The organism is Rhodoluna sp., assembly GCF_044232805.1.
Classification (GTDB): Bacteria; Actinomycetota; Actinomycetes; order Actinomycetales; family Microbacteriaceae; genus Rhodoluna.
Genome location: NZ_JBIILG010000005.1, coordinates 32,989 through 59,836 on the forward strand (window position 1 = coordinate 32,989; position 26,848 = coordinate 59,836).

Below are 26,848 nucleotides of genomic sequence, written 5' to 3' on the forward strand. Positions count from 1 at the left end.
CTAATCCCCTTCACCGATTCTCATAAGAGCGACTACCTTTTCAACAGAAGGATTGCGGGCAATCAATTCCTTTAAGGTCCCCGAATCACTGACTTTTCCGTCCTCAAGCAAAATGACTTTGTCTGCGTGCTGAATGGTATTGAGCCTGTGAGCGATTACAACCACTGTGACCCGTCCGCGCATTTCTTCAAGAGTTTTTTGAATTTCAGATTCTGACTCTGCGTCCAACGCAGAAGTAGCTTCATCCATGACGAGCAGGTTCGGCTTCGAGAAGATGGCACGAGCAAGTCCTAGTCGCTGCATTTGGCCCCCAGATAAGCTGTCTTTCAATTTACCAAGCGAGGTATCAATTCCTTCAGGCAACTCCTTGATTAAAGTTCCCAGATGAGCTGCTTGCAGTGCGGAAATTACCTCTTCACGGTCAACACTTTCTGCCTCAATTCCTAGCGCCACATTTTCCAAAATCGTTCCTGAGATCATCCCAGGTTTTTGAGGAACATAACTCACGCGTCCGCCAATCGAAAGTTCGAGTTCGGATGAATTGGTGATTTGGAAGACACGACCTGATGTAGGACTCAGGAGCAAGCAGAGCATGTCTGCAATTGTGGACTTACCAGCACCAGACGGACCCATAAGTGCGGTCTGCGATCCTGGTTCGATAGTGAAATTCAGATTCACTAACGCAGGTGAAGTTGAATCCGGGTATGAGAATGTCACATCCTCAAATACAGCTCCGATGGGCTGCTCAATTTGAGCAATTTGTTCACCGGCGTTTGGACTTTTGGTTTCTCGTTCGAATGGTTCCGGCAACTCCTTCAGGATGTCATGAGCGATTTTCGCACTCGGAAGAGCTGATTTGATCGTAAGAAATGACGCTTGAAGAGGTAACAGAGCGGTCGTAAGCCTGAAGGCTCCTGCAAGAAATACACCGATCTTCCCAGCCGAACTGGCAATGTCTCCTGATGACACTTGGGCGAGAAAGAATAGGGCTATACCAATTATTAGTGCCACTTCAATAATGTGTCTAGGTAGCGTTAACAAGAAACCGCTCTTTGCGCCACTGTTTGTTGCCATGATTTTGGCTGAATGGATTTCATCGAGGTACTTACCCTTCTTGCCAGACACGGTTACTTCACGAAACACTGCAAGTAGGTTGCTTATTGAGGTGGTCAGCTTGATTGAGCTATGGTAATTTTCGACTTGAGCTTTGAGAGTAACTGGCCCAATAACAAATTGAATGGTAATGGCAACTATTCCAAAGTACAAAAGTCCCACTAGTGTCGCACTTGCGTCCACAAATAAGAAACCCATTACGATTAGCGACAAAAACAATACACCTTCAGAAAAAACAGAATTTACGCCATTCAGTAAGGAATTAAAAGCGCTAGAAGTTCCCTGTGTAGCGGCGTACATCATCTCCTCTAATGAATATTTTCTCGCATCTGCAAGATTGCCGTTGAACCTAATCTCTGATATCCGCTTTGCGGCATTTGATTCGATTTTGGCAACGAAGAAAACTGCCCAACCTGTAAGGGCAATGTTGAGTATGGATTTAAAGATAAATAAGCCAATAATTATGGCTGCTAATACTGGGACCGTTTGGTTTGTAACGCTAGGTAGTGTTATGCCTGCAAATTCTATACTTGGGCTTACGCCTCCTGACGCAATTGCCCCTAAGGATGTTGCCAAGTATCCAATGGCAGCAATTGCTGCTATGTCGAGAAATGCGAGCATCGATCTGACTACCACTAGTGCAAACCAAACTAGCTTCTCAAGTGAAGTTAAAAAAGAAAGACTTAATTTTATTGATTTGAGCACAAACAAAGTCTAATTGCGACTCGGGTATTTGATTACTGATTGACAGCGGAGACGAGAGGATTTGAACCTCCGAGGGGCTTTAACACCCCTACCTCATTAGCAGTGAGGCGCACTCGACCGGGCTATGCGACGTCTCCGAGAACGTTATGAGTTTAGCCCACTTAAGATTGGAGCCAATGGGAAAATATCTAAGGCTATTGTCTTAGGGGCTTGTGGCTGGTTTGATCACAACTGGAATGTCATTCCGAATTTGATCAAAAAGCTCAGTCGCCTCATCTGGAAGTAGGGCGAGGCGGCCGTTATCGGCTCCGCCCAATGCATAGGTTGGTACTGCAGTAAAAATCATTCGTGAGGTGTCAACCTGCCTAAGCGCACCAGCCAACGTAACCATTGTGTCGAGTTCAGTAACTGATTCGGATAGCTTCATGTTTCGTGCGGCAGAACTGGCAAGACTGTATAGGGCAACCGGATTGTTCAGAACTCCATCTTGCTTGATCTTGTCGAACAGGGACATGAGGAACATTTGTTGATTTGAGATTCGACCTAGGTCAGAACCATCCCCGAACCCATGCCTAGTTCTTAAGAAGCCAAGGGCTTCTTTGCCCTTCAGGGTGTGTGTCCCTGCATCAATGTAAAACTTGGAATAGTCGTCAGAAATATCCTGGTCAATTGTGACTTCTACACCACCGACAGCGTTTGACATTTCAATTACACCGTTGAAGTCAATCATGGCCAGAAACGGAATTTCGAGACCGGTCAGTTTTTGAACAGCAAGGTGCGTGCAGGCTACTCCGCCTCGAGAGATAGTTGCGTTTATTTGCTGACGGTCAACTGCTGGGAAAACCCCTCCCTCTGGATTCGGGCATTCGGGCACCGAAACCAACAGGTCTCTAGGGAAGGAAACTACTGTTGCATCCTGTCTGTCTTTTGTTATGTGTAACAAGATGATCACATCTGCTAGCTCGGAGGATACTTCTCCCTCGCCATATTCTTTACCTTGGCCGTCTCGAGTATCAGATCCGATAAGCAGAAAATTAATTGAGCCCTCGAGGTCCACTTCGCCGCTGGTAGCCAAAACAATGTTGTCTTGGTTTAGTTTGTTGTAAATATCAAAAGCCGAAATTCCAGCAGCTGCTACTGCAGCTCCTGCGACAACCGCCAAACCCTTGAATGCCCATCGGACATACTTTCTGCCTGGAGCGGGTGGCTTCTGATCTCCATGTCGTGGTGGGAATTTCTTGGGATCTGCAGGAGGTCTGATTACTCTGCGGGAAGAGAAGTTTGGTAAATTGTCTGACAACAAACTTCCAATCCCTAGCTAAACCTAAGTTTCCAGTCTATTGAAAACGGATAGTTTCTCGGTCAAGCTCTGGAAACTCTCAGCTTCTATGGCGGAGGCCGTGGGATTCGAACCCACGAAACATTGCTGTTCACTGGTTTTCAAGACCAGCTCCATCGGCCGCTCGGACAGACCTCCGTAAAGGAGTTTATAGCAATTGCGCACTACTAGCGCCGTCTAGAAAACAAAAAGCCCTCGAGGCCTGCAAGGACCTGCGCAACCCCGTCGTCAGTAACTGATGCGGTGACATCGGTTGCAGCCAATTGGACTTCTTTTGGGGCTTGGCCCATGGCAAATGCTAATCCACCAGAATTTTTGGCCCACTCGAACATCTCGATGTCATTTCTTCCATCGCCCATTACTAGAACCTGGCTCTTTTCGATTCCCAAGCGGGATCGCTGAACTTCTAAAGCGCTTGCCTTAGTGACACCTTGTGGGGAAATGTCTAACCAAGCGGTGTAGCCAATCGCATAACTAACAGAAGACAATCCGATCTTTGAAATCAAACCCAAGAATTCATCAACGTCGTGTTCTGGAGACAATACAACAACTCTGCTAACGGGGTGGTGCATAAGTTCATCAAGCGGAGTCTCAAAGTTTTGGTCACCAAGTGCATATGAGGGGAAAGGTCGATGAAAGCGGTAGCTTCCATCGACATCTTCTACGGCGAAGTGCGCCTGAGGTAAATGTTCAATCAGCTGTGTCAGTACCTCGGCGGGTTCAAAGGTAATCACGTCGGCTATCTTGAACCCTCTTGGGTGCTGGTTATCTAGCTCAACAGTCACGGCTCCATTTGAACTGACGACAAAGCCTTGCTCGATTCCAAGATCTCTAACTACGGGGACAGCGTTTGGGGCAGACCGGCCAGTTGCAACAATTACTTCATGCCCTAGGCCCTTGACCCGACTTACTTCTTTGGCAACCTCAGGAGAAAGATATCCGTCATCATGAACTAGGGTACCGTCGATGTCCAGGCCGATTAGCCATCGGTCACTTGGGGAAAGATTTGGCATGTTGGATTCGTTGTTGGTTTCTGTTATGCGTTCTTGGGAAGGATAAGTTCTTCTCCACCAAGGTATGGCCTCAAAGCAGCAGGGATCTTCACTGAACCATCAGCGAGCTGGTGGTTTTCTAGGATTGCGACGAGCCACCTGGTTGTGGCCAGGGTTCCATTGAGCGTGGCAGCTATCGCCGTCTTGCCCTCTTCAGTTCTATAGCGAACGTTTAAACGACGGGCTTGATAAGTGGTGCAGTTTGAGGTGGAGGTTAACTCACGGAAATTGTTTTGAGTTGGAACCCAAGCCTCCGCATCGTATTTTCTTGCTGCCGATGAACCAAGGTCACCAGCTGCGGTATCAATGATTCGATACGGCAACTCGCAAGCCTGAAGCATCTGCTCTTGAAAAGCCAAAAGATTTTGATGCTCTTGCTCAGCCTGTTCTGGCTTGATGTAGCTAAACATTTCAAGCTTGTTGAATTGGTGAACCCTGAGAATTCCTCTGGTGTCTTTTCCGTGACTACCGGCTTCTCTTCTGTAGCAAGTTGACCACCCTGCATACCTAAGGGGTCCATCGTTGAGATCGATGATCTCATCTCGGTGATATCCAGCAAGAGCCACTTCACTTGTTCCGGTGAGGTACAGATCATCTGCTGGAAGATAATAGATCTCGTCTGCGTGCTCGCCAAGAAAACCGGTTCCTGCCATGATTTCAGGCCTAACAAGAGTTGGCGTAATCAGCGCAGTAAAGCCAGCCTTGGTTGCAAGATCTAAGGCCAAGTTCATTAGAGCGAGCTCTAGCCTCGCACCCATGCCTTTTAGGAAATAAAACCTGGAGCCCGAGATCTTTGCGCCTCGTTCAATGTCGATTACATCCAATAGTTCACCAAGGGCAACATGATCTCTAGGTTCAAAATCAAACGAGGGCTTTGTTCCCACTTCCCTGAGGACAACAAAGTCTTTCTCGCCCCCGGAAGGAACACCTTTATTTACTACGTTTTCGATTTTCCATAAGATCGCATCAAGTTCTTCAGAGGCCGTATTGGCTAAATCATTAGCAGCCTTCACTTTGCTAGCTAAGTCTTGAGCGGCTGCTACTAGTTCAGCTTTTTGATCTTTAGAAGCGCTGGAAACTAGCTTGGAGTGAGCGTTTTGTTCAGCCCTTAGGGTTTCAAACTCTGCGAGCGCCTTCCGGCGCTTGGCGTCGGCATCGACTGCTTGGTCAACTAGTGATTCTTCTCTACCCCTGGCACGCTGAGATGCCTTGATGGCATCAGGGGATTCTCTAAGGAGATTTAGGTCGATCACCCTTCAAGAATACAAGGCAAGGGGCAAAGCAAGTTTAGGTTGCGTGACTAACGAGCTTTGCGAATGGCTTCCAGCCACTTTTTAGCTTCACCGTATTGTCCATTTGAGTTATTTCCAGATGGAGCAGTCTGTTGTTTGTCTGCTCTTGGGTAAGAGCCTAAGAAACTAACTTTGGGGCTGAATCTGTGAAGACCAGCCAAAGCCTCACCAACTGACTCATCCAACACGTGTCCTTCCGCGTCGATGTTGAATCGGTAACGACCTAGCCTGTCCCCAATTGGGCGTGATTCAATTCGCGTTAGGTTTACACCCCTGGTGGCAAATTGCTCAAGCATCTCAAGAAGCGATCCTGGTCTATCGGTAGGTAGCTCAACAATTACAGAGGTCTTATCGGCTCCCGTTGGTTTAGATAAATCCCCCGCAAGGCCAATTTGAATAAACCTGGTCTGTGCTTGCTTGTTTTCACCGATGTTCTTGGCAAGAGTAATCAGTTTGAAATGATTTGTTATTGACGGTGCTGCAATTGCCGCATCAGCGTAGGAGCTCTCCAAAAGATCCTTTGCTGCAGAAGCAGTAGATGTGGTTGGAAGGTGAACGTGACTTGGAAGTTTCTCGAGTAGCCATTTTCTGCTTTGCGCATAGGCAACCGGGTGGGTGGCTACGGTTTTTACGTTCGAAAGTTTTGTTCCTGGCTTAGCAACCAAGTTGAAGGTAACTGGAACTAGATATTCTCCGTAGATTCGAATCAGCTCTGTTCCGGCAAGAGCATCAAGGGTTGCCGATACTCCCCCTTCAATCGAGTTCTCCACTGGAACAACGGCCCTAGAAACTTTGCCAGAGATAACCAAGTCGATTGCCTCAGACACGTGATTGACTGAAATTAGTGAGGCGCCCTTGGCCTGATTGATTTGTTTCACAGCAAGCTCTGTGAATGTGCCGGCTGGTCCTAAAAATGCATAAGAAAGCTTTCTTGCGGAATAACTGTTTTTGTTGGGCATGAATAAAGGTTAATCCCCAAAAGGGCCAAGCGGTTGATTTTTTTACCCTAAGTAGCCAGGGCTGGCTGGTAGCTGCCAAAACTCCTCTAGCGTCTGAACACCTTTCTCTTTCATCTCGATAGCAAGCGCACCCCCTACATACCTCAGGTGCCAAGGCTCATATTGGAATCCCGTGATGGCCTCTTTGCCTTCTGGATATCGAATGATAAATCCAAAAAAATGCGCATTTCCACTTAGCCAAACACCGGCTTCGGTTTTTCCAAAACAGGTCAGAATCACACAACCTTGACCTGCAGCTGAGAAATCAGCTGCCAATCCAGTCTGGTGTTCGCTGTATCCAGGCCTCGCGATAAGTTGCTCAGCAACGGCTAAACCTCGCTGGTTTTTCAGCCTTACATAAATTGTTTGTTGCATGTCAAAGGGTCGGTAGCCGCTATTGAGAACCAGGGTCCCAGCCCCCGCGTTACTCATCGCGGTAGCCATTCGTTCGGTAGCCCACGCAACTTCATCTCTAAGCTCTTGTTCTGACGGGTTCTGTAATTGGGGGTCAGCTAGATTCGGGGTACGAAGTCTTTTTGGTTCGTAGCTAATTGGTGAAAGTGGTCGGTGCTTGTTTGAGACCAACCAGGTTGAATCGGGATCGTCAATTGATCGGATTGGGGGATTGAAAATTGAAACGGGTTCGGAGCCAGCCTGATCCGGGGGCGTGGGAGGGGGTGATTGCTCACTAGGGGAAGATGAACGTTTGGACTCCGCTAAAGAGACAAACACTCCGTGTGCTCCTGCTGCTAGTAGCAAAACAACAGTCAAGACGCCAAACACACTTAGCCCGATAGGGGGTCTTTGACGAATCCTCTTTTTGGTTGGCACGGAGGTAAGCCTAACTTTTGGTTGCGAAGAATCAACTTGAGCCTAGACTTATTACCAACACGGGAGTTTGGTGAAACCAGACTGAGAGGGAGACTTTATAGTCTTCGACCGTCGAACCTGATCTTGGGTAATGCCAGCGCAGGGAGGACACTCACAAATCCCGTGCCCAACTAGATACAAGTAATTAAGGGGCACGAAATGAAAAGAATCGCACTACTTGCACTAACCGCAGCCTTGTTCTTCACTGGCTGTGCGCCAACCACTCAGGCTCAGGTTGTGACCCTAGTGGCCCACGATTCATTTGCGATCTCAGATGAGTCAATCGCAGAGTTTGAACAGCAGTCAGGCGTCAAGCTCGAGATCGTTAGAGCAGGGGATGCAGGAAGCGTCACTAACCGACTCGTTTTGACCAAAGACTCTCCTATTGGAGATGTGGTGTTCGGAATCGACAACACCTTCCGGGGTGTAGCCGATGAAAACAACCTCATTGACGGTTCTCTATCCGAAGTTACCTATTCAGACGTTTGCTTCAATTACGACAGGGTGTGGTTTGAAGAAAACAATCTAACTCCACCGAGTAGCTGGAGAGATCTCACCATGCCGGCCTATGAGGGGCTGACGGTAGTTAGTAATCCCTTGACCTCTTCCCCAGGTCTTGCTTTTCTGGCAACCACAGTTGCTGCTTTTGGAGAAGACGGTTTCGAAGCTTTCTGGCAACAGCTAAGAGATAACAAAGTCAAAGTTGCAACTGGTTGGGAAGAGGCTTACTTTACTGAGTTCTCTGGTTCCGCAGGTAAAGGAAACTACCCTGTAGTTCTTAGCTACAGTTCATCGCCAGCTGCAGAGGTGAGAGAAGATGGGGTCTCTCAAACTGTGCCGCTTCTAGATGAGTGCTTCCGACAAATTGAGTATGTTGGCATCTTGCAGGGTGCAAGCAATTCAGCTGGAGCAAAAGAACTAGCTGAGTTTTTACTATCTGCTTCTTTTCAATCAACTATGCCGGGGCTCATGTATGTGTATCCGGTGAATCCCGAAGCAGTTGTACCTGCCGAATGGGCGCAGTTTGGGCCACCAGCTAAATCCACGATTGGTGAGGGTCTGGATATTGCAAACAGCAGAGTTAGCTGGCAGGACAAGTGGTCTGCAATTTTTGACTAGAAAAAAACTGTGGCTGGTACCCCTTCTATTTGTCGGGGTAGTTTTTTACTGGCCGGTCACTGAAGTCTCCTTGCTTGGAGCATCTGGTAACTGGTTAGCGAGACTGACTGAGCCAAAAACACTAGAAGTTGTGTGGTTCACGATCTGGCAGGCGGCTTTGTCCACGGTCATTACCGTGGTAATCGCGATTCCTGGCGCATACCTTTTATATAGAAGATCTTTTCCTGGTCAACAACTTGTTAGAGCCCTCATAACCGTGCCCTTTGTGCTGCCAAGTATTGTTGTAGCCGTTGGGTTCACGGTCTTTCGAAGTGTCCATGAGTTTTACCTAGGGCTTGGGCTTACTTTCTTGGCAGATCCGGTCTATTGGATTATTGCGGCCCACGTGTTTGTGAACTACTCGATAGCAGTAAAGACCATTGGTGGGGTCTGGGCAACTCTGGATTCTGACATCGAGTCAGCCGCTGAGCTAGATGGAGCCGGAAGGCTCAGAACACTCCTTTTGATTTCTCTGCCTCAGCTCAAGCCAGCAATCTACTCAGCATCGGCTTTGATTTTTCTTTTCTCAGCAACATCTTTTGGGATTGTTCTGGTTCTAGGAGGTGGGCAAGTTCAAACCATTGAAACTGCGATCTTCTTTGCGGCAACTCAAAGACTAGATCTTGAGCTAGCTGCTGCACTGGTCTTGATTCAGACCCTGATAACCGCTCTGGCTTTCTTGGTTAGCACCAAACTTGCCAAAGGCAGCTTTGGTCTCGAGCAAGTGTTTGAGGGATCAACTAAGCCAAGAGTTGACCGCAGAGATTTGTTGGCACTTGCAATAAGTGTTGTCATCTGGGTGGGTTTATTAGCAATGCCTCTGCTGCTTGTGCTAGTTAGAGCCTTTGAAGTTAGTGGCGACTTTGGTTTTGATAATTACTTGAATCTTGGCACTCGGGGAGCAAGGGAGCTTCTAAACATTACTTTTCTTGAAGCGGCTGTGAACTCATTGCGAAACATGGCGGTTGCAGCCGTAATCGCTTTTGTGTTGGGAACACTTATTTCCTGGTTACTTACTAGAACCAGATTCCGCTTACTGGATCTAGTGTTTCTACTTCCGCTTGGTGTTTCAAGTGTTGTATTGGGATTTGGTTTTTTGGTCTCTTTTGATGCTTCGTGGTTTCCTTTACGTTCGAGCTGGCTAATTGTTCCCTTGGCTCAAGCGCTGATTGCTCTTCCTATGGTCATTCGTTTAGTTCACCCGGCACTTGTTTCTCTTGGAAGAGAACCGATTGAGCAGGCGCAATTAGACGGAGCAACAAGCTGGCAGAGTTGGAGATTTATCGAATCCAGGATGATTCGAAGTGTTCTTCTGACATCTCTTGGCTTCGCGGCAATTATTTCAATTGGGGAGTTTGGTGCAAGCAGTTTTCTAGCCAACGGCTCGCAAGCAACAATTCCCACCTTGCTTTTTAGGTTAATTTCTAGGCCCGGAGAACAAAACTACGGAATGGCGATGGCGGTCTCCGCGATCTTGATTGTTCTAAGCGCTGTTGTTGTGTTTTTAGTCTCTAGAGTACCGAAAGAGAAGGTGCAGGCTTAAGGATTCTGTCTTACAGCAACGGCTGGTAGATTCGTGTGGTGCCGATAATCAAAGAACTTGCCGCCAAAGTACTTCTGGCACTTGGCTATTCCATAAGCTCCAAAACCAAGAGGACTCTGATCCAAAGAATCTGGAAGTCAGGGCAAGAAATCTCGAGAGCACAGGCAAACAATCTTCTTCGCCACTCTAAGAGTCAACTTGGGCAAGACATTCTGGCTCTGTCGGTCACGGGCTTCAATAACCCCGGCTTTTTTGTTGAATTTGGAGCCGCAGATGGCGTTGCGCTAAGCAATAGTCACATTCTGGAAAAACACTTTGGATGGTCGGGGATTCTTTGTGAACCTAGTAAGAGCTGGCATCAGGCCCTGGGCAAAAACAGAAGCTGCACAATCGACACTCGTTGTGTTTACTCGGCATCCGGACAGAAGATCGGTTTCTCAGAGAACTATCTAGGCGAGTTGTCGGCCATTACTGAATACGCTGAACCAAACAGTCACGGGCTACTGAAAAGAACTACTTCTTCTTACGAAGTAGAGACAATTTCACTGCAAGATCTTTTGGTGGCACACGGTGCCCCTAATTACATCGAGTTTCTCTCAATTGACACTGAAGGTAGCGAATTTGAGATCCTAAAGAACTTTGATTTCCGGAGCTACCGGTTTGGTGCGATTTGTGTGGAACACAATTTTGCAGACACCCGCGAGAAGATCAACGGTCTATTGTTGGCTAACGGATACCAGCAGGTTCATGCAGATTTGTCAGATTTCGATGATTGGTATGTTCAGTCAACAAACTGAAAACTGCCTTTAGGTAGGCGATCTTTAATAACCTGAATTGATTCAGGATTTTGATCTACCAAAATGAATACCCTGCCTAGTTCATTAGACACAAACCCTGTAGTTCCAGAGCCTGCAAAGAAGTCCAAAACTACATCGCCTGGTTTACTGCTTGCCTGAATGATTCTTCTTAGAATTCCAACGGGCTTTTGGGTTGGATAACCAGTTTTCTCCTTACCTGTAGGCGAGACGATGGTGTGCCACCAAACGTCTGTTGGAAGTTTTCCTCTTTCAATCTTTTCTGGCGTAACTAGTCCAGGTGCCATGTACGGTTCACGGTCTACTTCCTCGGAATTGAAGAAGTAGTTCTTTGGGTCTTTTACGTAAACCAAAATAGTGTCGTGCTTGGCGGGCCATCGACTCTTGGACTTGCCTCCGTAGTCGTAGGCCCAGATAATTTCGTTCAAAAAGCACTCTGGGCCAAACAGGGCATCCAGTAACACTTTGGCGTAATGGGCTTCTCGATAATCTAGGTGCAGATAGAGAGTTCCTGAATTGACTAGAACCCGAAACGCTTCTTCGATTCTTGGTTCTAGAAACTCCCAGTAGTTGGCAAATTGATCGTCGTAGGACAAGACCGTGGACTTGACCGTCTCGTAGCGCTCTCCCTTGAAACCAATACGGTTACCTTCGTTATTTCTCTTGGTCGTTACTTTAGATCGTTGTTGTTCTCGGCCAGTATTGAAAGGCGGGTCAATGTAAACAAGTTGAACTGAAGAGTCAGGGATTAGCTTCAAAACAGTTAGATTGTCGCCAAAGTAAAGGGTGTTTTCCAAAGTCGCCATAGGAAGTAGATTAACAGCCATGGAACCAAAAGCTGTACACAACCATCAGGCCAACCGCTATGAGCTTTGGCTAGGAGATGATCGGGTTGGGCTAGCTGATTACAGCCGCATGCCCGGTGAGAGACATTTTGTCCACACCGAAGTAAACCCCGAGCATCAAGGGAAAAACTACGCAGCTATTTTGATGCGTGAGGCATTTTTGGACATGCGTCAAAACTCACAGGACAAGGTTGTCCCAGTCTGCTCGTATGTGGTCACGTACATGCAGCGTCATCCTGAAACTCATGATCTACTCAAGGGTTCAATCGAGGAAGCTGTTGCCGCGTGCAAACTTCCTAGGAGCGAAGCAAACTAACCAATTCGGATGTTTATCCACTTGATTAAGTCTTGGAGAATATCGTCCTTGTTTAGCTCGTTGTAGATCTCGTGCCTAGCATCGTGATAAACAAATAGCTCAATGTCTTGAATTCCGGACTTCTTTCGATACGCCTCTACAAGTGCTTTATTGGAATACTCACCACCGATTGGATCGGCTTCGCCCACCTGGACAAGAATTGGAAGATCACTTCTCACGTTTTTTGATGGAGTCCCAAATAATTTCAAAGAGTTGGAAACGCCGAAAACTTGCATAGCTGCAGCCAGGAAAGTTAGCGGGTCAGCAACAAATTTCTTCTGAACTTCAAGATCTCTTGATAGCCACTCATAACCGGTTGACCCAGGAAGCTTTTTCCAAACTTTATTGAAATCACCTGTCGCTAAATACCCAGGCATTGTTAAGGCGCTTCCCGACAGCACAACCGCGTCATACAAATCTGACGAATTGTTTATGACTTTTTGTGCAATGAATGAGCCCCAGCTGTGCCCAACAAAAATCAGTGGTTTGCCTGGATTTTCGGACTTGATGAGCTTTGAAAAATCGAGGACCTGCTTGAAAGTAGCATCCATGCCACCTTGCCCTAGGTTTCCCAGCTTCTTGATTTGTTTTCTATCTATTTGGCCAAGGCCAGTTTGACCATGGCCTCTGTGATCGTCAGCGTAAACACTAAAGCCTGCCCTGTTTAGAACCGCAGCCATCTGGTCGTAGCGTCTGGCGTGCTCGCCGAGTCCGTGAGCAATTTGAACAACTGCTTTAGGGTCGGCAACTGGCCATTCGTAAAACTTGATCTCGATGCCTTGTTCGTCTTGAAAAGATCGAATAATGGGTAGCTCGGTCATTTAATTAACCTCTCTTTAGATAATTCTCTCTTGTAATGAACCAAACCGGTGTTGAGTAATCGATACCGCTTGTTCAGAAAGAGCCCTACGATTCATCTTTGCAGTCATTCCCATTCGCTAGGCGCTGGGTCTCTACCCTTAGGCAAAGACGAGGCAGCTGACCAGTTGGCAACCCACTGCGGGAGAATCGGAAGCGGGCCGTTCCAAGGCGTGTATTCCAAGATTTCCTTGGGGGTAACGATGCCACGAGATCTTTTCAGGAACCTGATTCGAACTACTGCTCTGGCGTATATCTCCTTGCCAACCACAAATCTTTGTTCAAAATAGAATGCCTCGTCGGTCCAACCAATAACTTTTGATTCCAGATCAAAGGTTTGCCAAAGCTGTAGGGACTTTCTGAAAGTTATGTTCTCTGCTACCACCACCGGATACCAACCGATTTTGTTCCATTTATTCCAAATACCGGTTCTCTTGCCGTGGTCATAGCGACCTAAATCCATAATGGTGAGAAAAACACCGTTGTTCATGTGAGCGTAAATATCTAGATCTGTTGGCCAAACCCTGAAGCGGCGTTTAGCTACTTCATTGATGTTTATCTTTGATCTAAATCTCCAGCTCATTAGCTGATAGATAACTCTGAGCCATAGTTTCATTTACCAAATACTCACTCGCTTGGACTCTTCTAACCAAAGTTTGTCAGAAGGTCTCAGCTCAAATGCTTCGTAGAAAGCGTCAATGTTTCGAACAATCTGGTTACACCGAAACTCGGGAGGTGAGTGTGGGTCGGTTGCTAGTCGTTGCAAGACCATTTCATCTCGTCCCTTCGTTCGCCAGGCTTGTGCCCAAGATAAAAATAGTCTTTGCTTGCCGGTTAGACCATCAATTAGCTCAGGCTCTTTATCCCCTAGTGACATCAGATAAGCCTTATAAGCAATTCCAAGTCCACCAAGATCTCCGATGTTCTCTCCGATGGTTAGCTCGCCGTTGACTTTATGGTCGTCGGAGAGTTGCTCTGGAGAAAGTCCATTGAACTGCGAAATCAAACTAGAAGTCAGTTTCTCAAAAGCTGACCGGTCCTCATCGCTCCACCAGCTAATGAGTGCACCATCGCCGTCATACTTTGATCCTTGGTCGTCAAATCCATGACCAATCTCGTGACCGATTACCGCTCCGATTGCCCCGAAGTTAACGGCGTCATCCGCTTCTAAAGAGAAAAACGGTGGCTGCAAAATAGCTGCCGGAAAAACAATCTCATTGAAGCCAGGGTTGTAATAGGCGTTTACTGTTTGTGGGGTCATGAACCACTCGTCACGATCCAGCTGTGAACCGATTTTCTTCATCTCACGATCAAGATTCCAAGAGGTGACGTTTTTGACGTTTGAGATCAAGTCATTGCGATCGATTTTGATGCTCGAGTAGTCTTTCCACTTCACTGGGTAACCAATCTTTGGTGTGAACTTGGTTAGCTTTACAAGAGCCTTCTTCTTGGTCTCATCGCTCATCCAAGAAAGATTCTCGATGCTGTCCTTATAGGCATCGATTAGATACTGAACCAACTCGTCCATGCGTTTTTTGGCCTTAACTGGAAAGTACTTCTCAACGTATATCTTTCCAACAGCCTCACCAAGCGAGCCCTCAACCAAGCTCACGGCTCGCTTCCAGCGAGCGCGGTTTACAGGTGCCCCTGTCAATGTTGTTCCGTAGAAACTAAATCTTTCGTCCACAAAATCTTGAGACAAATAGGCCGCTGCTTGGCTGATAAGTTTCCAGCTCATCCAAAGCTTGATGGCCTCTAGGTTTGCTTCCGAGAAAGTTTCTTTCAGGGATTCGAAGAATGACGGCATCATCACTATCGACTCGTTTAGAACCTTCGGGCTGATTTTTCCGCCCTCAAACCATAAGTTCCAATCAAAGGTAGTAGTTAGCTTTTTTAGCGAATCAAAATTTGTGAGGTTGTTCGTTTTCTCGGCATCTCTGGTTTCAACATTGTTCCAGTGATTTGAAGCTAACTTAGTTTCGAATTCGAAGATTGTTGCTGCTGCATCCTTAGCTGCCGCTTGTTCCCAGCCAGCTAGCTGCAACATTTTTTGAATGTGGACTGCATAAGCCTCGCGAATACTCTCGTGCTTTTCTTCGCGGTAATACGCTTCGTCGGGAAGACCAAGGCCGCCTTGGTATAGGTTCACTAGGTATCTGGTTGGATCATTTGGATCGTTATCGACATACATTCCAAACAGCCCGCTGACTCCAGTTCTTTCAAACTCACCAAGCATGGTGGTGACCTCTGAAAGATTGGCCAGTGCCTTGATGCGTGCAAGATCAGCTTCAATGGGTTTGGCGCCAAGAGCATTGGCTTTTCCTTCGTCCAAGAAAGAGGCGTAGAGGTCGCCGATTTGCTGGCTGACTCCCGGTGTTGGGTTTGCGGAAGCCTCCTCCAAAATCAACTTGACTGCTTCCTCGGATGCGTCAGCAAGCATGTGAAATGAACCATAGATGGCCTTGTCCTCTGGAATCTCAGTGGTGTCTAGCCACTTGCCATTGACATGCCTGAACAGGTCATCTTGGGGTCTGGTCGCTGGGTTCAGTGCTTTGGCGTCAATGCCTGGAGACAAATTCATTACTTCATCCTAGAAGGTTCTAGAGGCTAGGCTTTTTCATGTGGAACTCCAGAAAATTATCCTTTACTACGGCTTTGCGCCGGTGCCCGACCCTGAGGCCATGAAGCTTTGGCAGCGCACCCTGTGTGAATCTTTAGGCCTCAAGGGGCGAATTCTTATCTCCAAGCACGGCATCAACGGAACCTTAGGTGGCGACATGACTGCTCTAAAGAAGTACGCCAGAGCAACCAAGGAATATCCAGGATTTAACCGCATCGATTTCAAGTGGTCTGATGGCACCGGAAATGACTTTCCGAGACTTCGCGTTCGCTCCAGAAAAGAGCTGGTCGCCTTCGGGGCTCCAGAAGAGCTTCAGGTAGGACCTAGAGGAGTAATCGGCGGCGGTAAACACCTAAAGCCAGAAGAGGTAAATCAGCTAGTTGCTGAAAGAGGCGATGAAGTCGTCTTCTTTGATGGTCGGAATGCATTTGAATCAAAGATTGGCAAGTTCAAGAATGCTGTAGTGCCCGATGTTGAAACGACTCATGACTTTGTGAAGGAAATCGAATCAGGAAAGTTTGATCACCTGAAAGACAAGCCTGTTGTCACATACTGCACCGGCGGTATCCGCTGCGAAATTCTTTCGGTTGCAATGAAAAACCGAGGCTTTCAGGAGGTCTATCAAATCAAGGGTGGGATCGTTCGCTACGGAGAAGCATTCGGCGATAAAGGCCTCTGGGAAGGTTCGCTCTATGTTTTTGATGACCGAATGGATATCGACTTCTCACCAGATACCAAGGTGATAGGTGAGTGTGAAGCGTGTGATGGTCCAACCAAGAAATTCCGTGACTGTTCATCTATGGCCTGTAGAGATTTGATTTTGCTTTGCGACGAATGCGCGCAGGTTACAGAGAATCTAGCCTGCAGCCCCTCACACACCAGGGGTAAGCGCATCGGCGCAACAGTTGGATAGTAAAGCTCCCGTAAACAGAGTTGTTCGCTCTTAAAGCTCATGGTTCCTAACCTGCTTAAGATCATCGGTACTTCCCCTAAACAGCACTTCCCAAAGTGCTCCGTTTCCGGTGTGAGTGACTACCTTTTTGCATTTAGATACCAAAGATAGGATTGCGAGAAAAGTCTGCCCTTGAACTTCGGGTTCTTTAGAATCAAGTATGTGTGCTCCAAGTGAACCACCGGGCGTTGCAAGTTCACTTATAGTTATCACAGCTTTCGGGAAAGCCCCTTCGAAACCGTTTACGACAGCAGGCTCATCGGTTAGCAGCAAAATCTTTGGGTTAGCCATTTCCTGCATGAACTGCCTAGTGTGCGATATGAATTCCGTGAGGCTTGGGGTTTCTATCTCAGTTTGCTTGTCAGTACCTCGGTAGTGCACACCGATGGTTTCTTCTAAATTAATCCCGTATTTTTCAACAAAGCCATCAGATAACTTCACAACCTTGGGCGAAAGACGAAAAAATAAACCGACAGTGGCTAGCACATCTTTGAATGGAATTGCAGAGTAGTCCTTTCCCCACCAGTCATGAATGTCTTTGGGGTAGGTTTTGCCATCGGTAAATTCCAACTCAGACGAGTTCGTATGTAGAGGGGTTTGAAAATAGCTTTTCCAATTGTTTCTTAGGATCCACTTCTTGTAAAGACTCATGCCAAAGTTTGATTTGATTATTCTTACTGTGCGGCCAGTTGCTGTGATGTCAGACAAAGTGAGTGTGCTGCAAGACAAAAGTCCTGCGTTGTGAGTGAGGAAGTAAGTGTCTCTGACAAAAAAACCAAACTTTCCAGTTTGGAATTTAAGTAGCCCGGAAATTCCAGGTAACTTGGAAATCAAAGCAAGAATGCTTACAGTAAGTTTTGCGATTCTGGAGAGAAAATAAATCTTCATGTTCTGCCGGTACGTTCCCTCACGAATTGCGGAGCGTACTTCCTCTAGAAAAATCAGTATTTTCTTCATGTAGAGAATCCTAAATCAATCAAGTAAGCGCGTTTCGGGCAGTTATTAGGTGTTGGAGCTTTTTTTATCAGTTGATTACTGGTGATGTTGGTAAACTGGACACTTACCGCCGAACAAGGGAATGTCTTGGGATTCTTCGATAAGTTCGAGAAAGGTCTTGAAAAGAAAGTTACTGGACTGTTTTCCAAAACTTTCAAATCAAGCCTAGAGCCAGTGGAGATAGCATCGGCCATCAAGCAAGAAATGGGTGCCAAGGCATCCATTCTTAGCCGCGAGCGCATCCTGGTACCCAATAGCTACTTGGTTCGGCTAAGCCTCCAAGACCATGAAAGGCTTAATGACTTAGGTGAGCCTCTTGTAGAAGAGCTCACCAAGCTTTGTTCGGAGCACGCTAAGAGCCAGAGATTCCAGTTCGGGGAAGTGCTGGAGATTTCCCTTGCCGAAGATGCCTCCTTGGCCTTGGGTCAGCTATCTGTAGTTTCCAGCAGCAAGAAGTTAGACATAGCCTGGATGCCGGTTCTTGAGGTGGGTGGAGTAATCCATTCCTTGGTTTCTTCAAAAACCACGGTTGGAAGAGATTCCACGGCAGACATCCAAATCGGGGACAATGGTCTAAGTAGAAAGCACTTTGAGATCCTTTGGGATGGCTCCAGCGCGGTTTTGCGCGATTTAGGGTCTACTAACGGAGTCAAAGTGAACGGTAGAAAGATTGACCAAGTGGTGCTCCAAAACGGAACCGCTTTTTCAGCAGGAAGAACTAGTTTTCTGTTCAACGTGATAGCGAGGGCCAAGTGAGTGAATTAGCTTTGTTTCTGGTTCGCACTGGTTTTCTGGTTTTGCTATGGATATTCATTTTCAGCATCATCTCAGTGATTAGAGCAGACCTCTTCGGCCAGAAAGTAGTTTCCAAGGTTGCTTCCGCAAACCTTCCAAACGCATTTGTTCCCGCCTCTGGTTCAAACCCCGCTGGCGCCAAGCCTTCTGAACAAAAAGCCACCAAGATTGTGGTTACTGCCGGAGAAAAAATCGGCACCGAGATAGCGCTTTCTGGAAGACAACTTACTATTGGCCGGGCTGGAGACAGCGATTTAATCGTTGACGATGAATACACTTCCACCCATCACGCCAAGTTGGTATTCATAAATAGCGAATGGTTAGTTCAAGATCTTGATTCAACAAACGGGACTTTGCTGGATGGGAAGAAAATCACTACAACTACCGTCGTTCCCTTGAACACTCAGGTCCGAGTGGGCCAGACTTCCTTCGAGCTAAGGGCCTAACTCTTGCCGATAAAGACAGTTTCATTTGCGGCCAGCGATATTGGTCGAGTTAGGTCCTCGAATCAAGACTCCGGGTATGCCGGAGTAAATCTGTTTTTTGTCGCCGACGGTATGGGTGGTCACGCTGGAGGAGATATCGCTTCGGCAATCGCATCGCAACACATTTCACTTGCTGACGAGCCTCTAGCAACCAGCGCTGAAGCTGAGCAGAAACTAATTGACTACATTTACCAAGCCAAGCAAAAAATTGATGCCAGCGTGAAACAGCATCCAGCAATCACCGGAATGGGTACAACTCTTTCGGCAATGATGGTAACTGGTACCAAGGTGACCATCGCTCACATCGGCGACTCACGAATTTATCTCGCCCGTGATGGTGTAGTGAAGCAGATCACCACCGACCACACCTTCGTCCAAAGACTGGTTGACACCGGTCGAATCAGCGAGGAAGAAGCCTTGGTGCATCCGCGCCGCAGTGTGTTGATGCGAGTACTTGGAGATATCGAACAGTTCCCAGAAGTTGACATTGACACATACGAAACCAAACCCGGTGATCGCTGGATGGCCTGCAGTGATGGGCTCTCGGGTGTGGTTCCAGATCAGCTCATGAAAAACATCCTTCTAAGTAATGTCGACATCCAAGAAGCCGGTGAATTGCTTGTCGGTGAAGCTCTTGAGTTTGGTGCTCCAGACAATGTCACCGTTATTTTAGTAGACGTTGTTGACGCCCAAGATGAAATTGAGTTTTCACCCGGCAGAATTTTGGTTGGCTCTGCAGCCAACGAAGTAGTAATCGAACAGCGCAAGGGTCTTCAAGTACTACGACTGCTAAACCCAATGACGCTTCTTGAGCTTCTTCAAAAACCAGAAGACCCCGTTAGCTTTGAGCCGGAGTCAGAAGAGCTGCTAGAAAAAATCTTGAAAGAAACCAAGGGACGCGTTCGAGCACGAAGATTTAGACAGATTGCTACCTACTTGCTACTGATTTCAGTAGCTAGCTACGGATTGTTCTTGGCAATTGAATACACACAAACCCGTTATTTCGTTGCAATCAATGATGGCTACGTAGTTATTTTCAAGGGCATCAAAGAGGAACTAGGTCCCTTTAAGTTCTCAAGTGTCTATGAAGTAACCGATGTTTCGGTTGATTCACTTACCGACTTCCAGCGCGAAGCCCTCGAGCGCTCCATAACTGCAGAGTCTCCCGAAGAGGCCCAAAGAATCGTTTCTCAACTTGGTGGTGAGTAGTTGAGTACTTTTACTGGCGCACTTCATATTTCAAAGTTAGTCAAGATTGTTCCAAGAAGTAGGAACCTCGAAGCGCTGCTGTTGTTTTTTGCAGCTGGCCTAAATGCTTTTGAACTAGCCCAGGTGCAGCTGTCAATTCTCGAGAAGATGACAGTTGACTTATTCACCTATTGGCTACCGCCTGTGATTTTTGTGTTAGTTGTGCACTTTATTTTGCGCAAAAAAGCCTCCGAAGCAGATCCGCTTATTCTGCCTATTGCTTTTGTTTTAAACGGATTAGGTATTTCAATGATCTACCGGCTAGATCTTGCAACCATCGCATCTGGCGGAACTGAGCTGTTTGCTTTTAGGCAAGTGCTCTGGACTGCGCTTGCTATGGGTGTAGCTGCAGCGGTTGTTTACTTGATTCCATCGCAGCTTTTTTTGCGACGCTACGTATACACAGCAATGTTTGCTGGAATATTTTTGTTGTTGCTTCCCATGCTTCCAGTGATTGGAACCACAATCAACGGTGCGACGCTTTGGATTTCACTTTTTGGCATTACCTTCCAACCAGGTGAACTTGCAAAGGTTGCACTAATTATCTTCTTTGCCGGTTACCTTGTGAACCACAAGGATTCACTAGCGGTAGTTGGTAGAAAGATTGCGGGAATTAGAATTCCGCGCGGCCGTGACCTTGGCCCAATTCTTTTGATTTGGCTAGCCAGCATTCTTGTCCTGGTTTTGCAGCGCGATCTTGGAACCAGCATTTTATACTTCGGGTTGTTCTTGGTGATGATCTATGTCGCTACTGGAAGAGCCTTCTATGCCGGTATTGGCGTAGCTATGTTGGTCACCGGCGGCTTGGTGGCTTCTCGGGTTTTGGACTACGTCTCCAGGCGATTCGACACTTGGTTGAACCCGTTCGCAGCAGAAAACTATGACGCCGCGGGTGGTAGTTACCAAATCGTTCAGGGAATTTTTGGCATGTCTAATGGAAGCGTTTTTGGTTCAGGATTAGGTGGTGGGGTACCGCAGCTGGTTCCACTTGCCGAAAGTGATTTCATTATTGCTAGCCTCGCCGAAGAGTTGGGGCTAATTGGATTCTTTGCAATTCTCGCGCTCTACTTCTTGTTGGTTGCAAGGGGCCTGAAAATTGGCTTCAGCCACAGCGATGAATTTGCGAAGCTTCTAGCCGTTGGGTTCGCCTTTGTTATTGCCCTCCAGGTGTTTGTGGTGATTGGAGGGGTAACAAGACTTCTGCCTCTAACCGGACTAACTACCCCGTTGCTGGCCGCTGGTGGTTCGTCTCTGTTTGCCAACTGGGTAATAATCGCGATGCTGCTTCGGCTCTCAGACTCGACAACCGATCACGCTTCTAAGTTGGTGATACGATGACTAGAGAGCTCAAGAGAGTATCGCTAGTTGTGGCGACAATGTTTATTGCGCTGTTTATCTCGGCTTCTTTGATTCAAGCGGTGGACAGTGAAGCCTTAGCCGAAGACCCAAGGAACGTAAGAAGTTTGTATGAGGGTTACAAAACCCTTCGTGGACCGATCTTGGTTGATGGAAAGCCAATAGCAAGCTCGGTTGAGGCAGACGACGCTTACAAGTATTTGCGCGTTTACAAAGATCCGATGTACTCATCGGTTACTGGATACTTCTCGGTTTATAGAGGAGCAACAGGCGTGGAGGCAGCGCTTAACTCTTATCTTTCCGGACAAAGCTCCTCTCAGTTTTTTGAGAAGTTCAACGCGGTGCTTTCGGGAAACCCAGTGTCCGGTGCAGCAGTTGAGCTAACTATTGATCCTGTAATGCAGCAGGCCGCTTGGGATGCTCTTGGGGATCTGCAAGGTTCAGTAGTGGTTCTTGACCCAGCGACCGGAAATATCCTTGCTATGGTTTCTAAATCCAGTTTTGATGCCAACGAGCTAGCTGGCCACGACAACCAAGTCGTTGCTGATAACTACGCGAGATTAGAAGCTGACCCAACTAATCCACTTATCAATAAAGCAATTAGCGGAGACCTGTATCACCCGGGCTCAGTTTTCAAGCTGGTGGTGGCAGCTGCGGCACTGGAATCTGGTTTGTATACCAATGACTCGACACTACAGAACCCGGTTTCGATTCAGCTTCCTGGATCAACTTCTGAAGTTTTTAACTCAACCCAACGAGCTTGCGGTAGTGGTGGGCCGACCGTTTCCCTAATTAAAGCATTGTCTCTTAGTTGCAATATCCCATTTGTTGAAATTGGGTTGGGCCTGGGTCAAGATCGATTGCGCGCCCAGGCAGAACTTTTTGGGTTTGGCAAGGAACTTAGAATTCCGATGATGGTCACCCCGAGTTACTTTCCTCCAGAACTAGACGATGCACAGCTCGCTTTGAGTTCTTTTGGGCAGTATGACGTTCGAGTAACACCGCTTCAAATGGCCATGATCTCGTCAGCAATTGCTAACGGTGGAGTTCTAATGAAGCCAAACCTCATCGAAAGCGTCATTAGCCCAAATCTCTCTGTTATTGATGCGCCTCAACCCCAGGTGTTCTCACAACCGATTACTGCTGCAACTGCAGAGAGTATCAAGTTGATGATGATCGATTCCGTATCAAACGGTGTTGCATCTAACGCGGAGATAGCCGACATGGAAGTTGCGGGCAAGACCGGAACTGCCGAAAACGGCGAGGGTGTTAGACCAACTCTTTGGTTCACCGGTTTTGCTCCAGCGACTAACCCAAGATTTGTAATTGCCGTCGTCATTGAAGACGGTGGTGGAAGAGACAGCGGCTACGGCGGAAATGCAACCGCTGCACCCGTTGCTAGAGAGTTTTTCCGGGTGGTGCTTGGTAAATGAAACCAGAAGCCGGGCAGATTTATGGAAATAGATACAGACTAGTTGATCGCATTGCCATTGGAGGTATGGGTGAGGTTTGGCGAGCGCACGACGAGGTTATTCTCCGCGATGTCGCAATAAAGATTCTCAAGCCTGAGTTCATGGGTGATCCAGGCTTCTTAGAAAGATTCCGCGTTGAAGCTCGTCATGCTGCTCGAGTGGACCACGTTGGAATCGCCGATGTTTACGACTACGGAGAGGGCTCCGGTTCGGCTTATCTGGTTATGGAGATTGTTGCCGGAGACTCACTTGCTCGCATAATTGAAAAGCGAATTCGTCTTACTGAAATTGAAGTTCTAAGCATTGTTGAGCAAACCGCTAAAGCGCTGCACGCAGCTCACGAAGACGGACTTGTTCACAGAGACATCAAGCCAGGAAACCTGCTTATTACCCCTTCTGGAAAAGTGAAAATCACCGACTTTGGTATTGCCAGAGTTGCCGATCAAGTTGCTCTAACCGCAACTGGTCAAGTCATGGGCACAGTTCAATACCTATCTCCTGAGCAGGCCACAGGAAAGCCTGCGACACCATCGACTGACATTTACTCACTTGGAATTGTTGCCTACGAAGCGCTAACTGGAAGAAGACCTTTTACTGGGGAATCTCAAATGGTTATCGCGATGGCCCAGATAAATGACAAGCCACCGGCTATAGGTGATGACATAGACAAACGGGTGCAAGAGCTTATTTTGTCTTGTTTAGCAAAGAAACCAAATCAGCGTCCTGGCAGTGCTCTTGATTTATCAAATAGGGCAAGAGCACTTAGGTTGCAGCTTGAAGGCGTCTCGGCCACGGAAGTGTTCGATCCGCAAAGTGCTCCTGTGACAAGAGTGAATGACACAGCTACGACGCCAGACACTGAGCCCGTAGCAAAGTTGCCAGTTGTTTGGCCTTGGCTGGCGCTCATTGGAGTTTTGGTGGTAGCCGCTGGTGGCGTGATGATTGCAATTGTTATGAGCTTGGTTTCTGAACAAAACCCTTCTCCAAGCCCTTCTTCTATTTCTGTTTCCAAGCGGCCCGCCGCGCCTGATCCCGACAGGCCGATTTCCACCGTGAGTGTTTTTCTGGCTGATGTTGTTGGTAAGAAGGTCATCGATGCAACGACCTTTTTGACCCAACAGGGCCTTTTAGTGGATGCTGTCGCAGGTGAGGCATTAGACCCAACTGATCCAAGAATTTTGGACGTTTACCAAGCCGAGGGGCTTGGACAGGTAGCTGTTGGTTCGACCGTGAGAATTTTTTATTACATCCAAGGAGAAGCCGCACCTAGTCCTAGCCCGTCACCCACAGTACCTCCAAGTCCTAGCCCCACAGTTACTCCAAGTCCTAGCCCAAGTTCCAGCGGAGGCGGCTAGTGAGAATGCGCTTGGTATTATTGGACAAGAAGAGTTGGGGAGAAACAATTGTCTGAGCAAGAACGCGTCTTAGCTGGCCGCTATAGAGTTGGCGAGCTAATTGGGCGCGGAGGTATGGCTGATGTTTTTGAAGGTGTCGACCTTCGCCTCGGACGCAAGGTGGCTATCAAGCTCCTAAAGTCAGATCTAGCTAACGACGAATCTCTTGAGTCTCGTTTTGCCAAAGAAGCCCAGGCTTCGGCCAAGATGGCACACCCAACTATCGTTCGCATTTACGATGCCGGCGAAGAGTCTTCAACCGATTCAAACGGAAGCCAAATCAAGACTCCTTTCATAATCATGGAATACGTCAACGGACGTCTTCTTCGAGACATCATGCACGACAAGAAGCTAAGCCTGAAAGAAGCAGTTGACTTCGCCAAGGGCGTTCTTAGTGCTCTCGAGGTTTCTCACAAAGCCGGAATCATCCACCGGGACATAAAGGCTTCAAACATCATGATCACCAATGATGGCCAGGTAAAAGTCATGGACTTTGGGATTGCCCGGGCAATCGCTGATTCCTCAGAAACTCAGGCACACACCGCTGGAATTGTTGGAACAGCCCAGTACTTCTCTCCAGAGCAAGCCCGTGGAGAAGTTGTAGATTCTCGAACCGACCTTTATTCGATGGGTGTTTTGCTATTCGAAATGTTGGCGGGAAGACCCCCATTCAAAGGTGACACTGCGGTTTCGGTTGCTTACCAACACGTGAGTGAAAAAGTCCCAACTCCTTCTGAGCACAATCCAGAAATCACGCCTGAACTGGACCGGGTTGTTCTACACGCTTTGGCTAAAGACCGTGAAGAGCGTTTTCAAACTGCTGAAGAATTCCGTGAGCACCTGCTAGCAGCCATTCGTGGGGAGTCAATTCCTAAAACGGGATTTACTCCAAAGACAACCGTTGTTTCAGAGCAACAGGCAATGCCAACAGAGGTTATTGAGTCTGTGAGCGCTGATGATTTCTTCAAAGAAATAGGTATCGAATATGCCTCTGGCGAACCAACCACGACAATAACTGTTCGCGAACGAGTTGCCAAAGAGCTACCCTCCCCTAAATTGCTTTGGGGTGTTGGCTCTGGTGTTGCTGTAACGCTTGTTGGTTTGATTATTTGGTTAGTGGCCCTAGGTGGAGCTTTTTCTCCAATCGATTCAAACAGTGCAACCGGTGTTGAGGTATCTGATGTAACTGGTGAGCTTTTTGCTGATGGAAGTAAAACTTTGAAAGACCAGGGTCTTCTAGTTCAAAGGGTTGCAGAAGTAAACGAGTCTGTAAAAGAAGGCCTAATCATCAGAACTGATCCACCGAGTGGTAGAAAAGTTCCAGCCGGAACCACGATCGATGTATACGTATCTTCAGGCAAATCCGAGTCAGCAGTTCCGCTGTTGTCTGGTCTAACTGAAGCAGAAGCTAAAGAAGAATTAGAAAAAGCTGGTTTGATCCTTGGTGGAATCACATCAGTAAACTCCGCAACTATAGCCAAGGGTGAAGTCATTGAATCTGTCCCGGCTGCTAACGAGCAAGTTTCTGATGGGTCCGCTGTAAAGCTTCTTGTCTCTGACGGTCAGGTACTGGTTCCATCCGTGGTTGGCATGGGGGCAACCGATGCTAGGCGCGCGATGGAGGGAACTGATGTTGGCTTCAACGTACTGGTTCAACCATCAGCTACCTGTACTTCTAGTGGAGGCTCCGCAGGAACCATAGTTGCCTCTCAGTCAATTCCGGCTGGTCTCGCAGCACAGAAACAAACCATTACATTGATTTTGAATTGTATTGCCGGTACGCCGACTCCTACGCCGACTCCAACAACTTCACCTTCACCAACAACTTCGCCGTCGCCGTCGCCGTCGCCGTCGCCGTCGCCGAGCCCATAGCAACTAGATCTTTATCATCGGCGTTAGCTTTTTAGCTTTGGTCGCGGCTCCTTTGAGTCCAATTGATTCAAGCCAGTTTCCAAGCATCTGGTAACCGCCTTCTGTGAGCACACTCTCCGGGTGGAACTGAACTCCGTAAATGGGTTTTGATTTGTGCTGTAGACCCATGATTACGCCACCTTTGGTGCGGCTGGTTACAACTAGATCTTTAGGCACCGTGTTATCGACAACAGCCAGAGAGTGATATCTGGTTGCCCTGAAGGATTTAGGGACGTCTTTGAATACCAGGCTGTTGTCGTGTTCAACTTCACTAGTCTTACCGTGCATTAGTTCTTCAGCACTGGTAACGGTTGCTCCCATAGCCTCTGCGATTGCTTGGTGACCGAGGCAAACTCCAAAAACAGATTGATTGGTTTCTAGGGCGATTTGAACAACATTGATGCTGAGCCCGGCATCCTTGGGGGTTCCAGGTCCGGGGCTAATTAGTACTCCGTCGTACTTTTTCATGAGCTCTGGAAGCTCTCTCGCGCTAACGGCATCGTTTCTCACAACGTCGGTTGTGGCGCCAAGCTGCTGTAAATAGCCACTGAGCGTGTATACGAAGCTGTCATAGTTATCCAGCACGAGAATCTTGGTCATCTTAATCAAAGCCTACTTGTAGAATTATGACCATGCCTAAATTGACTGCGACCCCTGAAGACGACTCGTCGTTACC

Annotated in this window: 24 protein-coding genes and 2 tRNA genes; 12 read left to right on the plus strand and 14 right to left on the minus strand. The window is 47.6% G+C overall.

Annotation, left to right across the window (positions count from 1 at the left end):
- The 8 genes from AC9UES_RS01680 to AC9UES_RS01715 form a co-directional block, all read right to left on the minus strand.
- Complete coding sequence (locus AC9UES_RS01680; RefSeq protein WP_509526113.1) at positions 1-1,818, minus strand: ABC transporter ATP-binding protein; 1,818 nt, start codon at positions 1,816-1,818, stop codon at positions 1-3.
- A gap of 46 nt (positions 1,819-1,864) precedes the next feature.
- Positions 1,865-1,955: transfer RNA gene (locus tag AC9UES_RS01685), tRNA-Ser, on the minus strand.
- Positions 1,956-2,020: 65 nt separating this feature from the next.
- Positions 2,021-3,118 (minus strand): LCP family protein, encoded by a 1,098-nt coding sequence (locus AC9UES_RS01690; RefSeq protein WP_509526115.1) that lies wholly within the window; start codon positions 3,116-3,118, stop codon positions 2,021-2,023.
- Positions 3,119-3,207: 89 nt separating this feature from the next.
- A tRNA-Ser gene (locus tag AC9UES_RS01695) sits at positions 3,208-3,295 on the minus strand.
- A gap of 29 nt (positions 3,296-3,324) precedes the next feature.
- Positions 3,325-4,170 carry an HAD family hydrolase gene (locus AC9UES_RS01700; protein ID WP_509526118.1) on the minus strand — a complete coding sequence of 282 codons (846 nt, stop codon included), beginning with the start codon at positions 4,168-4,170 and terminating at the stop codon, positions 3,325-3,327.
- A 23-nt stretch (positions 4,171-4,193) separates the two neighbouring features.
- Positions 4,194-5,462 carry a serine--tRNA ligase gene (serS, locus tag AC9UES_RS01705; RefSeq protein ID WP_509526120.1) on the minus strand — a complete coding sequence of 423 codons (1,269 nt, stop codon included), beginning with the start codon at positions 5,460-5,462 and terminating at the stop codon, positions 4,194-4,196.
- Between the two features lie 47 nt (positions 5,463-5,509).
- Positions 5,510-6,460 carry a prephenate dehydratase gene (pheA, locus tag AC9UES_RS01710; RefSeq protein WP_509526123.1) on the minus strand — a complete coding sequence of 317 codons (951 nt, stop codon included), beginning with the start codon at positions 6,458-6,460 and terminating at the stop codon, positions 5,510-5,512.
- A gap of 42 nt (positions 6,461-6,502) precedes the next feature.
- Positions 6,503-7,330 (minus strand): M15 family metallopeptidase, encoded by an 828-nt coding sequence (locus tag AC9UES_RS01715; protein WP_509526125.1) that lies wholly within the window; start codon positions 7,328-7,330, stop codon positions 6,503-6,505.
- Between the two features lie 198 nt (positions 7,331-7,528).
- On the opposite strand from AC9UES_RS01715, the gene AC9UES_RS01720 reads away from it, so the two are divergent.
- The 3 genes from AC9UES_RS01720 to AC9UES_RS01730 are packed head-to-tail and all read left to right on the plus strand — an operon-like array spanning position 7,529 to position 10,867.
- Positions 7,529-8,488, plus strand: a complete 960-nt coding sequence (locus AC9UES_RS01720; RefSeq protein WP_509526128.1) for a thiamine ABC transporter substrate-binding protein — start codon at positions 7,529-7,531, stop codon at positions 8,486-8,488.
- Complete coding sequence (locus tag AC9UES_RS01725) at positions 8,481-10,070, plus strand: ABC transporter permease (protein ID WP_509526131.1); 1,590 nt, start codon at positions 8,481-8,483, stop codon at positions 10,068-10,070. Before AC9UES_RS01720 ends, AC9UES_RS01725 begins: the two co-directional genes overlap by 8 nt.
- Positions 10,071-10,108: 38 nt before the next feature.
- On the plus strand, positions 10,109-10,867 hold the full coding sequence (locus tag AC9UES_RS01730; protein WP_509526134.1) for an FkbM family methyltransferase: 759 nt from the start codon (positions 10,109-10,111) through the stop codon (positions 10,865-10,867).
- Here AC9UES_RS01730 and AC9UES_RS01735 read toward each other — a convergent pair.
- Complete coding sequence (locus AC9UES_RS01735) at positions 10,852-11,712, minus strand: DNA-methyltransferase (protein ID WP_509526137.1); 861 nt, start codon at positions 11,710-11,712, stop codon at positions 10,852-10,854. The two genes, AC9UES_RS01730 and AC9UES_RS01735, sit on opposite strands and share 16 nt — an antisense overlap.
- Between AC9UES_RS01735 and AC9UES_RS01740 the strand changes: the two genes are divergently transcribed.
- Positions 11,711-12,046, plus strand: coding sequence for a GNAT family N-acetyltransferase (locus tag AC9UES_RS01740; RefSeq protein ID WP_509526139.1), 336 nt, complete (start codon positions 11,711-11,713; stop codon positions 12,044-12,046). The genes AC9UES_RS01735 and AC9UES_RS01740 overlap by 2 nt on opposite strands.
- Here AC9UES_RS01740 and AC9UES_RS01745 read toward each other — a convergent pair.
- From AC9UES_RS01745 to AC9UES_RS01755, 3 genes are all read right to left on the minus strand, one after another.
- Positions 12,043-12,906, minus strand: a complete 864-nt coding sequence (locus AC9UES_RS01745) for an alpha/beta fold hydrolase (protein ID WP_509526141.1) — start codon at positions 12,904-12,906, stop codon at positions 12,043-12,045. The two genes, AC9UES_RS01740 and AC9UES_RS01745, sit on opposite strands and share 4 nt — an antisense overlap.
- 104 nt (positions 12,907-13,010) lie before the next feature.
- Positions 13,011-13,559 (minus strand): acyl-CoA thioesterase, encoded by a 549-nt coding sequence (locus tag AC9UES_RS01750; protein ID WP_509526144.1) that lies wholly within the window; start codon positions 13,557-13,559, stop codon positions 13,011-13,013.
- On the minus strand, positions 13,560-15,524 hold the full coding sequence (locus AC9UES_RS01755) for a M13 family metallopeptidase (RefSeq protein WP_509526146.1): 1,965 nt from the start codon (positions 15,522-15,524) through the stop codon (positions 13,560-13,562).
- A 40-nt stretch (positions 15,525-15,564) separates the two neighbouring features.
- On the opposite strand from AC9UES_RS01755, the gene trhO reads away from it, so the two are divergent.
- Positions 15,565-16,476, plus strand: coding sequence for an oxygen-dependent tRNA uridine(34) hydroxylase TrhO (gene trhO / locus AC9UES_RS01760; RefSeq protein WP_509526149.1), 912 nt, complete (start codon positions 15,565-15,567; stop codon positions 16,474-16,476).
- 30 nt (positions 16,477-16,506) lie between these two features.
- Here trhO and AC9UES_RS01765 read toward each other — a convergent pair whose 3' ends face one another.
- Positions 16,507-17,472, minus strand: a complete 966-nt coding sequence (locus AC9UES_RS01765) for a hypothetical protein (RefSeq protein WP_509526151.1) — start codon at positions 17,470-17,472, stop codon at positions 16,507-16,509.
- 84 nt (positions 17,473-17,556) lie between these two features.
- Between AC9UES_RS01765 and AC9UES_RS01770 the strand changes: the two genes are divergently transcribed.
- Genes AC9UES_RS01770 through pknB form a run of 7 tightly spaced genes read left to right on the plus strand, consistent with a single transcriptional unit; the run spans position 17,557 to position 26,133 of the window.
- Complete coding sequence (locus AC9UES_RS01770) at positions 17,557-18,267, plus strand: DUF3662 and FHA domain-containing protein (RefSeq protein WP_509526154.1); 711 nt, start codon at positions 17,557-17,559, stop codon at positions 18,265-18,267.
- Positions 18,264-18,752 carry an FHA domain-containing protein FhaB/FipA gene (locus tag AC9UES_RS01775; protein WP_509526157.1) on the plus strand — a complete coding sequence of 163 codons (489 nt, stop codon included), beginning with the start codon at positions 18,264-18,266 and terminating at the stop codon, positions 18,750-18,752. Before AC9UES_RS01770 ends, AC9UES_RS01775 begins: the two co-directional genes overlap by 4 nt.
- Before the next feature lie 3 nt (positions 18,753-18,755).
- A complete protein-coding gene (locus AC9UES_RS01780) occupies positions 18,756-20,000 on the plus strand; it encodes a PP2C family protein-serine/threonine phosphatase (RefSeq protein ID WP_509526159.1) in 1,245 nt (414 codons plus the stop codon).
- The gene (locus AC9UES_RS01785) at positions 20,001-21,377 is read left to right on the plus strand and encodes an FtsW/RodA/SpoVE family cell cycle protein (RefSeq protein ID WP_509526162.1); all 1,377 of its coding nucleotides are present in this window, start codon (positions 20,001-20,003) and stop codon (positions 21,375-21,377) included.
- Positions 21,374-22,828, plus strand: coding sequence for a peptidoglycan D,D-transpeptidase FtsI family protein (locus AC9UES_RS01790; RefSeq protein ID WP_509526165.1), 1,455 nt, complete (start codon positions 21,374-21,376; stop codon positions 22,826-22,828). The genes AC9UES_RS01785 and AC9UES_RS01790 overlap by 4 nt, the downstream gene beginning before the upstream one ends.
- A complete protein-coding gene (locus AC9UES_RS01795; protein ID WP_509526167.1) occupies positions 22,825-24,222 on the plus strand; it encodes a protein kinase domain-containing protein in 1,398 nt (465 codons plus the stop codon). Before AC9UES_RS01790 ends, AC9UES_RS01795 begins: the two co-directional genes overlap by 4 nt.
- A 48-nt stretch (positions 24,223-24,270) precedes the next feature.
- A complete protein-coding gene (gene pknB / locus AC9UES_RS01800) occupies positions 24,271-26,133 on the plus strand; it encodes a Stk1 family PASTA domain-containing Ser/Thr kinase (RefSeq protein WP_509526168.1) in 1,863 nt (620 codons plus the stop codon).
- Positions 26,134-26,136: 3 nt separating this feature from the next.
- Here the strand turns inward: pknB and AC9UES_RS01805 are convergent, their stop codons facing one another.
- Positions 26,137-26,772: an anthranilate synthase component II gene (locus AC9UES_RS01805; RefSeq protein WP_509526170.1), complete on the minus strand. Its 636-nt coding sequence runs from the start codon at positions 26,770-26,772 to the stop codon at positions 26,137-26,139.
- Between the last annotated feature and the right edge of the window lie 76 nt (positions 26,773-26,848).

Excerpts from the sequence above, each read along its gene's own strand:
- AC9UES_RS01700 (WP_509526118.1), bottom strand. The coding sequence starts at position 4,170 with ATGCCAAATCTTTCCCCAAGTGACCGATGGCTAATCGGCCTGGACATC.
- pheA (WP_509526123.1), bottom strand. The coding sequence starts at position 6,460 with ATGCCCAACAAAAACAGTTATTCCGCAAGAAAGCTTTCTTATGCATTT.
- AC9UES_RS01720 (WP_509526128.1), top strand. The coding sequence starts at position 7,529 with ATGAAAAGAATCGCACTACTTGCACTAACCGCAGCCTTGTTCTTCACT.
- AC9UES_RS01740 (WP_509526139.1), top strand. The coding sequence starts at position 11,711 with ATGGAACCAAAAGCTGTACACAACCATCAGGCCAACCGCTATGAGCTT.
- AC9UES_RS01735 (WP_509526137.1), bottom strand. The coding sequence starts at position 11,712 with ATGGCTGTTAATCTACTTCCTATGGCGACTTTGGAAAACACCCTTTAC.
- AC9UES_RS01745 (WP_509526141.1), bottom strand. The coding sequence starts at position 12,906 with ATGACCGAGCTACCCATTATTCGATCTTTTCAAGACGAACAAGGCATC.
- AC9UES_RS01750 (WP_509526144.1), bottom strand. The coding sequence starts at position 13,559 with ATGAAACTATGGCTCAGAGTTATCTATCAGCTAATGAGCTGGAGATTT.
- AC9UES_RS01755 (WP_509526146.1), bottom strand. The coding sequence starts at position 15,524 with ATGAATTTGTCTCCAGGCATTGACGCCAAAGCACTGAACCCAGCGACC.
- AC9UES_RS01765 (WP_509526151.1), bottom strand. The coding sequence starts at position 17,472 with ATGAAGAAAATACTGATTTTTCTAGAGGAAGTACGCTCCGCAATTCGT.
- AC9UES_RS01770 (WP_509526154.1), top strand. The coding sequence starts at position 17,557 with ATGTTGGTAAACTGGACACTTACCGCCGAACAAGGGAATGTCTTGGGA.
- AC9UES_RS01790 (WP_509526165.1), top strand. The coding sequence starts at position 21,374 with ATGACTAGAGAGCTCAAGAGAGTATCGCTAGTTGTGGCGACAATGTTT.
- AC9UES_RS01795 (WP_509526167.1), top strand. The coding sequence starts at position 22,825 with ATGAAACCAGAAGCCGGGCAGATTTATGGAAATAGATACAGACTAGTT.
- AC9UES_RS01805 (WP_509526170.1), bottom strand. The coding sequence starts at position 26,772 with ATGACCAAGATTCTCGTGCTGGATAACTATGACAGCTTCGTATACACG.